This is a genomic window from Paenibacillus glycanilyticus (assembly GCF_051200795.1).
In the GTDB taxonomy this organism is placed as follows: domain Bacteria; phylum Bacillota; class Bacilli; order Paenibacillales; family Paenibacillaceae; genus Pristimantibacillus; species Pristimantibacillus glycanilyticus.
In genome coordinates, this window is record NZ_CP195155.1 from 4,270,276 (window position 1) to 4,283,174 (window position 12,899).

Annotated in this window: 12 protein-coding genes and 2 tRNA genes; 7 read left to right on the forward strand and 7 right to left on the reverse strand. The window is 49.7% G+C overall.

Translation table 11 applies throughout. The features are described from left to right. Positions 1 to 203 precede the first annotated feature (203 nt). Positions 204 to 1,301 (reverse strand): glycosyltransferase family 4 protein, encoded by a 1,098-nt coding sequence (locus ACR9FF_RS19610; RefSeq protein ID WP_435163934.1) that lies wholly within the window; start codon positions 1,299 to 1,301, stop codon positions 204 to 206. Positions 1,302 to 1,693: 392 nt separating this feature from the next. Beyond that, on the reverse strand, positions 1,694 to 4,288 hold the full coding sequence (locus ACR9FF_RS19615) for an adenosylcobalamin-dependent ribonucleoside-diphosphate reductase (protein WP_201001577.1): 2,595 nt from the start codon (positions 4,286 to 4,288) through the stop codon (positions 1,694 to 1,696). 331 nt (positions 4,289 to 4,619) lie between these two features. On the opposite strand from ACR9FF_RS19615, the gene ACR9FF_RS19620 reads away from it, so the two are divergent. The 3 genes from ACR9FF_RS19620 to ACR9FF_RS19630 all read left to right on the forward strand — a co-directional run bounded on the left by ACR9FF_RS19620 (position 4,620) and on the right by ACR9FF_RS19630 (position 8,367). Continuing rightward, on the forward strand, positions 4,620 to 6,395 hold the full coding sequence (locus tag ACR9FF_RS19620; RefSeq protein ID WP_127497657.1) for a DEAD/DEAH box helicase: 1,776 nt from the start codon (positions 4,620 to 4,622) through the stop codon (positions 6,393 to 6,395). Further along, positions 6,392 to 7,324 carry a YqhG family protein gene (locus ACR9FF_RS19625; RefSeq protein WP_435163938.1) on the forward strand — a complete coding sequence of 311 codons (933 nt, stop codon included), beginning with the start codon at positions 6,392 to 6,394 and terminating at the stop codon, positions 7,322 to 7,324. The genes ACR9FF_RS19620 and ACR9FF_RS19625 overlap by 4 nt, the downstream gene beginning before the upstream one ends. Positions 7,325 to 7,476: 152 nt before the next feature. Beyond that, positions 7,477 to 8,367 (forward strand): hypothetical protein, encoded by an 891-nt coding sequence (locus ACR9FF_RS19630; RefSeq protein WP_435163941.1) that lies wholly within the window; start codon positions 7,477 to 7,479, stop codon positions 8,365 to 8,367. Here the strand turns inward: ACR9FF_RS19630 and ACR9FF_RS19635 are convergent. Then, positions 8,364 to 8,552: a YqzE family protein gene (locus ACR9FF_RS19635; RefSeq protein ID WP_015845564.1), complete on the reverse strand. Its 189-nt coding sequence runs from the start codon at positions 8,550 to 8,552 to the stop codon at positions 8,364 to 8,366. The two genes, ACR9FF_RS19630 and ACR9FF_RS19635, sit on opposite strands and share 4 nt — an antisense overlap. Positions 8,553 to 8,699: 147 nt before the next feature. On the opposite strand from ACR9FF_RS19635, the gene ACR9FF_RS19640 reads away from it, so the two are divergent. Beyond that, on the forward strand, positions 8,700 to 9,410 hold the full coding sequence (locus ACR9FF_RS19640) for an N-acetylmuramoyl-L-alanine amidase family protein (RefSeq protein WP_435163944.1): 711 nt from the start codon (positions 8,700 to 8,702) through the stop codon (positions 9,408 to 9,410). On the opposite strand, the gene ACR9FF_RS19645 is transcribed toward ACR9FF_RS19640, so the two are convergent. Beyond that, positions 9,375 to 10,202 (reverse strand): divergent polysaccharide deacetylase family protein, encoded by an 828-nt coding sequence (locus tag ACR9FF_RS19645; protein WP_248757840.1) that lies wholly within the window; start codon positions 10,200 to 10,202, stop codon positions 9,375 to 9,377. The genes ACR9FF_RS19640 and ACR9FF_RS19645 overlap by 36 nt on opposite strands. Positions 10,203 to 10,327: 125 nt before the next feature. Between ACR9FF_RS19645 and ACR9FF_RS19650 the strand changes: the two genes are divergently transcribed. Together ACR9FF_RS19650 and ACR9FF_RS19655 are read left to right on the forward strand one after the other, a co-directional pair. After that, positions 10,328 to 10,414: transfer RNA gene (locus ACR9FF_RS19650), tRNA-Leu, on the forward strand. Positions 10,415 to 10,536: 122 nt separating this feature from the next. Next, positions 10,537 to 10,623 (forward strand) — tRNA-Leu (locus ACR9FF_RS19655). 126 nt (positions 10,624 to 10,749) lie between these two features. On the opposite strand, the gene ACR9FF_RS19660 is transcribed toward ACR9FF_RS19655, so the two are convergent. Genes ACR9FF_RS19660 through ACR9FF_RS19670 form a run of 3 tightly spaced genes read right to left on the reverse strand, consistent with a single transcriptional unit; the run spans position 10,750 to position 11,907 of the window. Further along, the gene (locus ACR9FF_RS19660) at positions 10,750 to 10,962 is read right to left on the reverse strand and encodes a hypothetical protein (RefSeq protein WP_435163947.1); all 213 of its coding nucleotides are present in this window, start codon (positions 10,960 to 10,962) and stop codon (positions 10,750 to 10,752) included. A gap of 20 nt (positions 10,963 to 10,982) precedes the next feature. After that, positions 10,983 to 11,297: a hypothetical protein gene (locus ACR9FF_RS19665; RefSeq protein WP_127497648.1), complete on the reverse strand. Its 315-nt coding sequence runs from the start codon at positions 11,295 to 11,297 to the stop codon at positions 10,983 to 10,985. Between the two features lie 40 nt (positions 11,298 to 11,337). After that, positions 11,338 to 11,907, reverse strand: a complete 570-nt coding sequence (locus ACR9FF_RS19670) for a xanthine phosphoribosyltransferase (protein WP_015845569.1) — start codon at positions 11,905 to 11,907, stop codon at positions 11,338 to 11,340. A 210-nt stretch (positions 11,908 to 12,117) separates the two neighbouring features. On the opposite strand from ACR9FF_RS19670, the gene ACR9FF_RS19675 reads away from it, so the two are divergent. Then, positions 12,118 to 12,822, forward strand: coding sequence for a hypothetical protein (locus ACR9FF_RS19675; RefSeq protein ID WP_435163952.1), 705 nt, complete (start codon positions 12,118 to 12,120; stop codon positions 12,820 to 12,822). The last annotated feature ends 77 nt before the right edge of the window (positions 12,823 to 12,899 follow it).

Sequence of the window (12,899 nt, forward strand, 5' to 3'; positions counted from 1 at the left end):
AATAAGTACTGCAGTATTTGCTTCTGATATTGAATACGAGTAGATATTGGTAATTCCAAACTGGTTTCAACTGTAATTGCCTTGGCCTTAATAAGCTGCTTCGCAGCATTCCTTCCTGAACCTGGCAAAGAGCTCAATCGCATCTTGATATTCAAATCGTATCTAAAAGCACTTGCAACAATGCTGCTAAGCTTCTATATGGTTTACGAAGTCCTCTTTTTCTTAGAATTAGATGATGCATGCTTATATACGGTCATTAGCTTATAGGCCATTTTGCTCCAGCTGAACCTCTCGACCGCATCTTTTCTTGCTTGTTTGCCCAATTTCGAAGCTAGATTTTTATCACCCGCTAGCTTCCCAATCCACTCGGCATGTGAATGAGGACTTTTGTATTGTTTAACGAGATACCCGTTCGCCCCATGTCTCACTATTTCTTTAATCCCTCCGATACTGGATGCAACGACGGGGAGTCCAGAGGCCATAGCCTCCACATTGACAAGCCCAAATGCCTCATGTCGCTGTGAAGGACACACGAAGCAATCTGCGTTCTTGTATAGCTGGTGGACTCTATTATGAGGAATCATTCCAGTAAAGCGCGCATTTATACGATATTTTCGTACTAATAATCTAAGGCTATTGATATAATTCGCTTTACCTCCCCCGACGATGATCAATCTTACTTTGGGATATTTTCTTTTCATAATTCCAATTGCCTGGATAATAACCGGTACACCTTTACGTGGAATAATTCGTCCTGCAAACAGGACCTGGAAGGTATCAGACTTCTTTTTTGAGTCATTTGGCTTGAACCGAATGGTGTCCACACCTAGATATACTGTTCTTATCTTAGAGGATTGCTTTGGAAACAAGCGGGATAAATTACTTTTTAATGAGACACTGTTCGCAATAATCAAATCGGCCTTATCCATGCTGGTTGCCACAGCTTTAGTACGTGGAACAAAAGTGAGAGAATGAAGGAAAAGCGAAACCGGAGTTAACGGGAAGGCATGCTTCACTTTAGCCATATAGTGGGGACGATTATCCACTTGTATAATATCATAATGCTTTCCTCTGATATAACGGAGGACCGATGCGATGTATTTCTGTGAACTTCCCGAAGGCACTCGAACAATAGTTAAGTTTCCATGGTTACTAACATTTGGTAAACCTGAACTTTGTCTGCTGACAATCGTAACCTTATGACTTACAGCAAGCTGCTTAGCAATTGCCAGCATACATATTTCAACCGATCCATTGCCCGGAACAGGTAATTGCTCCGGAGCAACCATAAGGATCTTCACTTAACCTCCCCCAGTTCATTTTTAGTGTTTTTGCAATCTAGCTCAATCGATTTCGAGTGAATTAGATAATACCTGCTACTTTAGAAAAATAATTATCTGAGTATGGCTTTAGCTTTTTAGTAATCGCTAAGACAAAGAAAGACAGAAATCAACTCTTCTGCCTTTTACCAAATTGGAGTTGAAATATTTTATTCGTTTGAACTTTATACGACCTCATGTAATGCCTATTTAAGTAAAAATGGGAACAATGACTAACACGTCCATAAATCCGATGCAGATAATCACCTGATATACCGCTTCATATAAAAAGCCCGAATCCGAAGGGATCCGAGCTTTGCTTTGCTAGTATAAGTTGTTGTGTGTGTGTTATCTAACATTTTACTAATTAATTTCTAATTACACTTGCTATAGCCGCAGTTGCTGCATTGCTTGCAGCCTTCGACATTAATCAGCGAAGCCGATCCGCAGGATGGACATAAGTCGCGAGAGGTAACTTCGCCATGTTTATGCGAATCCTCTACGGCAGGTGCTGCAGCGAAAGCCAAGGCTGGAGCCTCTTTTACCGGCTCATATGCAGCTGCCTGCTCATTCGTGCTCTCGATATGAATTTCCAGCGCCTTCGCAACCGCGTCCGCGATGGATTCTACGCGGTTGGCTCCAAAGCCGATGGCTCCGGTTCCGCCAATGCCTTTGAGATGCTTGATCAGGAGCTTCGCTTTGTTGCCGTGATCCCCGTAACGAAGGAACAAGGAGCATACGCGGCCAAGCGCTTCCGCCATCGCGAATACGTCGGAGCCGGCTTTGCCTACGTTCAGGAAGATCTCGCCCGGAATGCCGTTCAGATCGTTAATCGTAATATAGGCCATGCCGAACGGCGTGTTTACTTTGTACGTTGCCCCGCGAAGAATTTGCGGACGGCGCTTGTACTGCTTGTCGAATTCCTGCTCCGCCTGCGGCGATACCTTCGCGTTAAGCGCCGTATTCAGCGTCTCGAGTTTATCTTCTTCTTTTACCGCTTCCGCAGCTGCAGCCGCTTCGACCGCCGCATCCGGCTTCGCGTCTTCCTTCTTCGTCGACAATACTTGAACGTCGCGGCTGCCGTCGCGGTAGATCGTAACGCCTTTACAGCCCAGATCAAACGCCATCTCGTACAGCTCTTTCGTCTCTTCAACCGTAAAGTCGCTCGGACAATTCGCCGTCTTCGAAATCGAGCTGTCGACCCAGCGCTGAATCGCCGCTTGCACGCGAATATGATCCTTCGCCGACAAATTCATTGCCGTTACGAAGTAATCCGGCAATTCTTCGCCCGGATGCGCATCCTTCCATGCCTGCGCGATCGGCACCAGCTGTTTGTCGAAGCCTAGACGGCTTTGACGGAAGTATTCGAAGGCAAAATACGGCTCGATGCCGGTCGACGTCCCAACCATCGTACCGGTGCTGCCCGTCGGAGCCTGCGTAATAACGGTCACGTTACGCATGCCTTTGGCCAGAACCGCTTCGCCTACCTCCGGGAATTCGGACACCATGTTTTTCATAAAGCCGCTTTGCAGAAACTTCTCCGCGTCGAACGCTTCGAACGAGCCTTTCTCCGAAGCGATCTCAGCCGAAGCGAGGTAAGCCTCCCGTGCCATAAAACCGTATATTTTATCGAGGAACAGAAGAGATTCAGGGCTGCCGTAACGGACGCCAAGCTTTATCATAAGCTCGGCCAGCCCCATCGTGCCAAGGCCTACGCGGCGCTCCTTCTTCTGATTCTTCTCATTCTCTTCGAAATGATAAGGAGTTGTATCGATAACGTTATCGAGGAAGCGAACGGACCATTGGGTTACCTTCGCCAGCTCTTCCCAGTTCACGTCATGCTTGCTTTCATCGTAAAATTTGGACAGATTAATCGCGGACAGGTTGCAGACGCCCCAGCCCGGCAGCCCTTGCTCGCCGCAAGGATTCGTGCAAATAATCGGGTTGAAATACCAGCTGTTCGACATTTGGTTGTAATATTCCATAAAGACGACGCCAGGCTCCGCCGACTTCCATGCCGATTCGATAATCGTATGCCATACGTCGCGCGCCCGAACCGTTTTATAATGGATAACCCTCTTGCCAAGCTTCTTCCATGCTTCCAGATCGCCGTTCCACAGCTCGTCGTAATCGGTTTCCTTGGTGTCCGGGAATACAAGCTCCCAATCCAGGTCTTCCTTCACGGCTTTCATAAACGCATTGCTTACGCATACCGACAGGTTCGCATTCGTCACTTGCCCCATCGTTTGCTTGACGGTAATGAAATCAAGCACATCCGGATGCCAGTCGTTAATCATAAGCATAAGCGCGCCTCTGCGGCTTCCGCCCTGTTCGATCAGGCCGGTTGTATAGCTGAACAAGCCCCCCCAGGATACGGCACCGCTGGAGGATCCGTTAACGCCAGCGACAATGGCGCGTCTAGGACGCAGTGAAGACAGGTTAATCCCTACGCCGCCGCCGCGCGCCATAATTTCCGTCATCTCCGACAGAGTCGTCATAATGCCGCCGCGGCTGTCCTTTGGCGAAGGAATAACATAGCAGTTGAACAACGTCAATTCTTCGCTCGCGCCGGCGCCGGCAGCAATGCGGCCGCCAGGAACCAGCTTCCAGTCATCCAGAATGTAACGGAATCTTTCCGTCCAGGCACGCCGCTTCTCTTCGCCTTGCTCGACGCCAGCCATCGCACCGGCCAGACGGTCCCACATCTCTTCCGGAGTCTTTTCTATAGTAAGCGTGAGTTTCTCCACGCTGGATGTCACGGTATCCCCGCTTCTAAGCTTGACGGTCACTTCGTCGCCGCTGCGTCCGATGACTTCCCCAACCTCTTTGGCCGGGAATTTCGGATCATCCTTCGTCAGGACCAGTACGACATCCCCTACTGCGGTATTCTTTGTATCCGCGTTTTTCCAAGCATAGCGGTCCAAAAATATTTTTTCGCTAAGGCCTTCCAATTTCTGAGTCATTGCCATCCGATTGGTCCTTCCTCCCATGTCCCTTATATCGCATACACACCTCTTATCGCATGTGTCGGGCACCATATATTGTGTATACTGCTTATTATACTATACTACATATCGGTATCCACAGTTGTTTTTACCTATTTCGCCGCTTTTCTCCGCTTACATTGGCTATTCTCTTTCTATTGCTTGTCCTTTCGCTAATTTTACTGCTTATTTACTAAGATTTGATGAAAAAGGCCATACTAGTGACAACTATCTCTATTCGCAAAAGGAGCTGCCTATCGTGACCTTTACTATGAATGATCAGGCGAATGTGAATCCCGCCTCAACGGAATCTAATATGGTCCGGCGCAAGCTTCATCCGCTTGTAGACCTGCAATGCGACCGCACCTGGTTCGACGAGCTTCAGAACCGGGTCGCCAAAAATGGTCCTTGGGACGATTGGACGCTCTATCAGCTGACGATGGAAGCCGAGCAGGCCAAGCGGGTCGACAGCTTCGAACAGCTGCAATGCTTGCGGACGCTCCCCTCCTTCGAGCCGATGCCGCATCAAGTGGACACGGCACGCAAAGTTGTTCACGAGATGGGCGGCCGAGCAATTCTCGCCGATGAAGTTGGACTTGGCAAAACGATTGAAGCCGGACTCGTCATCAAGGAATACATGGTGCGCGGACTCGTCCGAAAGGCTCTGATTCTTGTTCCCGCTTCCCTCGTCTTGCAATGGGTGAGAGAGCTGAATTCAAAGTTTGGCATCTCGGCCGTCGCTCAAAAGAAAGAGCATACCTGGCAATACGACGTTGTGGTTGCCTCTATAGATACGGCCAAGCGCGATCCGCACCGCGAGATTATTCTGGGCCAGGATTACGACATGATCATTATTGACGAAGCGCATAAGCTCAAGAACAAAAAGACGACAAACTACCAATTTGCGCTCCAGCTCCGCAAAAAATATTGTCTTCTTCTTACGGCTACCCCGATTCAGAACGATCTGGATGAGTTATATAACCTTATTACGCTGCTTAAGCCCGGCCAGTTAGGTGGTCAAAGCGAGTTCGCAGCCAACTTCGTTGTCGACAAGCGTCTGCCGAAAAACGAAGATCAACTGCAGGATGCGCTGTCCACCGTCATGATTCGCAACCGGCGCGGAGATGGCGGCATATCGTTCACCAAGCGCGTCGTGAAAAATATCCCGCTGGAGCTTTCTTCCGAAGAAAAGGCTCTCTATGACGCGGTTACGGCATTCGTTCGGGACCGATACAAGGAAGACGGCGTCGATATGATGAGTATGCTTCCGCTTGTTACGCTGCAGCGCGAAGTATGCAGCAGCCGGGATGCGGTATTTATTACGCTTGTTAATCTGTTCAAGAAAACGGCTGAGGATTCCCCGATCCGCCCAAAAATCTGGGAGCTGGTTGAATTCATTAAACAGATCAAAGCCAATACCAAAGCTGAGAAAGTGATGGAGCTAATTCAGCAGATTAACGACAAGGTTATCATTTTCACCGAGTACCGGGCATCGCAAGAATATCTGCTTCAATTCTTCCGCTCGCATAACATTTTGGCCGTACCTTACAGGGGCGGCATGAACCGCGGGAAAAAGGACTGGATGATGGATCTGTTCCGCGGCCGCGCCCAAGTGCTTATCGCTACCGAAGCCGGCGGCGAAGGTATCAACCTGCAATTCTGCCACAACATGATCAACTTCGATCTTCCGTGGAATCCCATGCGCGTCGAGCAGCGGATCGGCCGCGTTCACCGGCTTGGACAGAAGGAAGACGTCAAGATCTATAATCTGTGTACGCTCGGGACCATCGAAGAGCATATCGTGAACCTGCTGCATGAAAAAATCAATCTATTCGAGCTTGTCATCGGGGAACTCGATCATATTCTCGAACGGTTCGAATCGGATGCCGGCTCCATCGAACAGCAGCTGGCGCGAATGCTGCTCGAATCCGAAGGAGACGCCGTTCATCTGGAGCAAAGGCTGAATCATCTGGGCTCCACGATATCCAAGCTTCGTGAAGAGAAGGAGACGGATACGCCGGATACGCCGCAAGGACCAACCATCCTGGCACAAATGACCGCGCTAGGCCAGAAAGTCGAGGTGAGACCGTGAATTCGAAGCAGGTCCACAAATACGTACAACGGTTTCTTGAAGCTACCCAATGCTCGATATTGGAGAAGTCGCCTGCTCATTTCACGGTTAAGCTTTCCCCTGCTGCCGACCGTGAACTTACGAACCGTCCCTTCTACTGGAGCTTTGTTGACCGCACGGGCTCCGATCCGGAGACGATGACTTACCTGTTCGTAACGGACAAGGAGAAATACGAGGAGGCGCTTGCTGCTCCGCCGCCAACGCCGGGTCCCGTAACAAACGCCGTGGATGCGGCTTTAAACCGCTCGTTCGGATTCGTAAACAACAATATGGCCAGCGGTATCCGCACGCCAAGGGAAGATCTTTATTTCGGCTCCCGTAAGCTTGAGCAGCTGTTTGGCGCAGCCAAAAACTCCGGCAGCTACGTGAACCTGTTCCAGGAGCCGGAACGGAGGTCCAGCACTCCGTTCCAATCGACACCTTACACCGCATGGCTCGGAGTCAATATGCGTGTCGAATTCGCCTGCGACAGGAAGCGAGAGGAAATTCACAGCTATGGCGTCTCTCTCGCAACGGGACTCGTGATCGAGAACTTCTATGACCGCCTTAAAAATATGAAGCTTACGCCGCGGCTGCCATCGAATATTCATTTGACCCGCAACGGCCTTTCCCACGCCAAGGCATTAGGCGTTATCGAAACTTCGCTTGAACGCAAGCTCAGAAATTACGACTATACCTGGGCTTCCGATGCCGCGGCAAGGCTGGAGGAAGAGCTCGATAGGATCCGGCATTATTACGATCCGATGATCAAACACGCCGAAGAGGATGCCAAGGCAGCCATCGAGGAGCAATTCAACCAACGCCAGACCGAGATCAAATGGCAGTATGAGCCGCGGGTGACGGCTTCCGCCATTAACTGCGGTATTTTCCACTTGGAAGGCATTGAATAGAGACAATCAGACGGCATTCGCAGCAATACGCCAAAAATAGAACAACCGATTGACGTACGCCCGCGACAGGTTCCAACAGCCTTCTGCGGGCTTGTCCAATATAATGAGACCATGTCAGAAACAGATGCAAAAGAAAGAAAGGATGTGCCAGGGTGAAAAAGTGGATTCGACAAACGGTTATAGCCGCATTGGTGGTGTCAACATTCCTTGTCACGGCTCAAAGCCTTCAGGCGGAATCAATGCCGTCCGTAACGGCTCAACAGGAAACGGAGCTTCAATCCGCCGTACGAGGCTGGATGGACGAGCTTGCGAAATTACCGGAGTTCAAAGCGTGGAGTCATGCCGAATTTACCGTGTCGCCTCTTGGACCCGGCACGCATAGCTGGATAGCGATTGTTAAGGATAAAGGTCAACCGGCCGGATATCTGGTTGTTCAGGCGAAGGAAAATGGCGGGTTTGCGCTTGGGGAATACGGAACGGGGGAATACTTGTTTGACCAGACAACGCTGCATCAATCCCTTGCGCAGCTGGAGCTTCTCTCCTCTCTGCCTAATACGAACCAAGCTTTATATATTCATCCGTTACTGGCCGTCTGGGACGTGAACGGTTCAGCGGAAAATACGTATTTGGACGGAATGAGCGGTGAATGGCTGCCCCTGCAAAAAGCAACGTTGGAGAAGACAGCCAAGGCGGAAGAAGGACTTGCCGCACGTTACGCCCTGCAAGGGAACACCTTGATTCAAAGAGCCGTGAAAAGCCGTTCTTTCGATCCGTACAGCGAAATGCCGTGGCTGACTGAGAAACCTATACCAGCTTCCGCCGAGGATACCAGCATCGTGCTCAAAGCGTTAAGCTCCAAGACGCCTCTCCGTTTTACGGTAGAACGCTTTAATAAAGAGATGCTCTATGTATGGTCGGTAACCGGGTATCACAGCTGGGGGGATGGCAATGTCTATGCCGCTCTGGAAACGGATGAGCTCGGCAGCAGCACAAGGTACATTCCCCTCAAGCTTCTTGCCGAGCTCGGTCATTTCTATCGCTAACGTTCCGTACGGCCTTTCCACCATAGCAATACGCTTGCCCCGCCCCATCCGAACCAGCGCGACAGCCAATGCTCCCTTGCAGCCTTGGCTGTCGCTTTGGCTGCTTTTCGTTCATCCCTCGGCGTCTCGATGTAGTTCACAAATTCCACGGTCACGTATTTAATAAGATCATGTCCATTTGCCACTGCCCGATCACCTCTTCGGTTTATTTGTTACTAGAAGTTTGCCCGGATTGTCCAGATCGTAAACATGCATGAGTTTTCCTTCAATTAGCCACGCTATCGATAGCTGCTTTGCACGCAAGTCTTGGCATATTGAAGGAGGAATTCAAATTGTTTGTCATGCGGGTTACCGTTTTTGTGCTTATCGGCTTGCTTAGTCTTGTGCCCCAGCTGTCAGCTGCCGTTCCGGAAAACAAACAGCAAATTGCGCACGCTCCCGAGGACGGTTGGACGATGCCTTCGGCTATCGTGTTGATTGATGCCGGACATGGCGGGATTGACGGAGGCGCAACAGCCGGAAATACCTTGGAAAAGGATATAAATCTGGCCATCGCCCAAAAGCTGTACCTGCTGCTTAATAGTCAAGGCATTCCGGCCGTGCTGAATCGCACCGGTGATTATGCGCTTAGCGAAGAGAACCGGTGGCATGTGAGCAGATCTCGTCACAAGCGCGATTTGTCGCAACGCCGCCAGTTAACGGACGAGATCGAGACGACCATGCTGGTCAGCCTTCACGTGAACTGGACCAAGGACAGATCCAAGCATGGTCCGCTTGTACTGCATCAGTCTACGGGTGAAAGCGCCCTTCTTGCTTTTTGCATACAGGACACGCTGAATAGACAACAGCAAACCGCTTTTTACCCAAGAGAAGGCAAGCCTTTTTATTTGCTGCGAAAGGTCGATCAGCCGGCCGTCATTGTAGAGATGGGCTTTATCAGTCATGAAGGCGACCGTACGATGCTCACCGACCCACGGGAGCAGCTTCGCGTTGCCTCGGCAATCGCCTCAGGGATTCGGCAGTATAAATGGATCACCCGATAACGAAGGAACCAGATCCGACAGCTTGACGAATTGAACTTGGCCGTCTGATTGCATCCCTGGAATGGATGCCTTAAGGACGGCTGCCGTTTTTTTGCCCGGAGGCCCAACATGGCCGATAACGATGCAAGTAGCATGGGATTCCAGATGCTTCTTCGCAATCGTCATTTGTTTCGATACATGCTGCTCCGTATAGACGTCATCAAGAAATACGTTGTTTGCGAGTGCCGGTACGCCAAGCTCCTCCGTTACTTTGGGTACAACCGTTTTGAAAGTCGTACGGCTGTCGAGGAAAAATAATCCCCGTTCCTTGCAGACCGAAAGGACGATACGCATAATCCGTTCGTCAGCCGTAATTTTGGAGCCCATGTGATTGTTCATGCCTACCGCATACGGAACGTTATCAATGGCATCCTCTACCCGCTTCTTAATTTCGGCATCGCTGAGATCAGCGGTAATTGCCCCTGGACCCAGCCAATTTTTTTGCCCTTTATTAGGCTCCATCGGCATATGCACAATAACATCGTGTCCAAGGCGATGCGCTTCTTCGGCATCCTTTTTGGTGGTTGGCATAAACGGCATAATCGCTACCGTAAATTTAACGGGCAGCTGCAGCATCTCATCCGTGCCGTTCATTCCGTTGCCGAAATCATCGATTACAATCGCAAACTGTCTTGCGGACTTCGCTTGTTCTTCCTCTGCGGCCATCGCTTGTCCCGCGCCTGCCGGCATGAATAACACGAGTGCAATGATCCAAATGACAGCTGCTCTTTTTCGTTTGTTCACGTCATACACCCTTTCCCTTTTATCCCCTTCATTGTTTGTCCAACGGAGGAAAAATATGCTGAATTTTGCAACTTTATTGGATGGGTTGACGAATGAAACCCGTACATGCTACCATAAGTGACGTAATAAGGCATGCGGTCGTGGCGGAATTGGCAGACGCGCTAGATTCAGGTTCTAGTGGTGTAACAGCCGTGGAGGTTCGAGTCCTCTCGACCGCACCATGCATAAAGGGTTCCAGCGCATGAGCTGGAGCCTTTTTCTTTTGTCTTAACTATTTCTAAATAAACAGCTTGACTCTTCTCTTTACTTAATGGTATGATATTTTTCGTTGGCAACAACATTTGCGGTCGTGGCGGAATTGGCAGACGCGCTAGATTCAGGTTCTAGTGGTGTAACAGCCGTGGAGGTTCGAGTCCTCTCGACCGCACCATACATAAACAGTCAAAGGTTTTGGTTAGTCTAGCGATAGACAACCAAAACCTTTTTTTGTGTACCTCGACGCAAAAAAAGCAGGAAACCCGGCGTACCAGAGTTTCCTGCTGTATGCTGTACTTGCTTATTCTGCAGAACCGCGTTCGCTCGAGGCAAGCTCAAAGCGGTAATTGCGGCTCAGCTTGACGACCCGTCTGTTGTGACGACGGATGACAACCGATGCGTCATCCCAAGCAACAACGATTCCAATCACGTCGTTTACTTCCATCTCGTCCCGAACGACACGGATCTTCTCGCCGCTTTGGCGAAACTGATCCAACAGCTCTTCACTAATCACCGCTAATACCTCCGTGCGGACTAACCGACATGCTCCTTGGAATCATTGGTTTCATACCATTCATCAAGCACTCTTGAAGACATGACGCGCTTTGCGATATATTCTGCCTGACGTTCCGTGAATTGACCTTTCCATTCCTCACCGAGCTCTTCGCAAAGCTTCACAATCGTAAGAAGCTCCGACCATGCAACATAACGCTTGTACCAGAAAAATTGCGGATGCTCAATCATATAAGGATACAAATCATCAAATTCCGTATGCTTGCAATCTAACGCGCGTTCGAAGTGAACTTTCGCGTCACCCAGTTTCGCAGTCAAAAATTCAGAAGTTATCATTGCCGCTGCCTCCCCTCGGTTCCTTCACCCTCATTATAACTTAGTCGAACTGAATTTGCCCGTTTTTCAAAGAAGTAACATTTACTAGTGACTCAACCCGCACACCTTGCTCGCGAAGCGTTCTTGAACCGGCCTGGAACGATTTCTCGAGAACAATCCCCATGCCCACCAGCTCTGCACCGGATCTCTCAATGATCTTGATCAGTCCGCGGGCTGCATCGCCGTTAGCGATAATATCGTCGATGAAGAGCACTTTATCTTCAGCCGACAAAAACTGCTTCGACACCATAATATCGGTCACCATCCCTTTTGTAAAGGACGGAACACGCTCCGAATAAGCATCCGGATCCGCGATTAAAGTTTTCTTGCGACGTGCAAATACAAGTGGTACTCCTAGTACGTACGCCGTAGCATAAGCAACGGGAATACCAGAGGATTCGATCGTAACAACTTTCGTAATTTTCTCGTCAGCAAACCGTTTTGCGAATTCATGTCCCATTTCCATCGTAAGAGCAGGATCGACCTGGTGGTTAAGTATGGAATCCAGCCGCAACACATCGCTTGAAAGTACCGATGCTTGCTCTAAAATTCGTTCTTTTAAAATATCCATCGTCATTTCCCTCCACCAAAATCTCTTTTCGATAACTTACCATAGGATAGGCAAACAACGCAACCCGGCTCTTTCAAATTTTTTATCGAAGCAGGAGAGGAATCATTTTATATAGAAGAGATATATAATCCAAAGCAACTTCTTCCAGATATGGACGTAAATAAAGATAAGATTTCAGGACAAAAAGCGACCCAAAAGGAGCGCAATCGCATGAACAAGACTAAGAGAACCTACCATGCAGCAAAATGGACGGCCGTTATGGCCCTTTCCCTTATAGCGACAACAGGCTGTTCGAACGCGTTGAACTCGGAATCTCCATCAAGCGTGCAGCTGGCCGAGCATTCATCGGATACTTACCCAACGGGCGACAGTCCGCAGAAAACCTACTCCCAAGGGCAGGATAGCGGGAGTTACGGCAAGGAGCCTGCAGCAAGCGGCGCAAATGCGTCCGGCGGAGATATGAGCGCGGAATCCTCCGGCAAAAACACATCCCCGTCCGGCACTGGCACGGCAAGCAAACAGCAGCAATGGGATGCTTCCCACCCGATCATGCTCGGGCTTCGGATCGGCGATTCCAATACGAAAGTATCCGAGCGCTATGGCAAAGCAAATGACGTATACAGCCTGAAAGACGACTCGGAGACGATAGAGGTTCACGAATACAAAGGTTTTGCCGTAGGGATCAACGAAGACAAAGCGATCCAGTACATAGAGGTTTACGATAAGTCGATTGCAACCGGGCTCAGCGGCGTTCGCGTCGAGGACAAAACGGAAACCGTGCTTAAAGCGCTTGGCAAACCAACTTCCCAGAACAGCTACATCATTACTTACCAAGGAAAAGACTCGCTGCTCAAATTTGATCTGGATCCGGATCATAACAAAATCGTATCGATCAAGCTGTTAGCGGGAGCTTAACCGGACCGCTTATCCGGAAGTTGCTGTCATGCCCGTCCCTCTTTGGACATACCTTCTTATATAGAAGGTTATTTTCG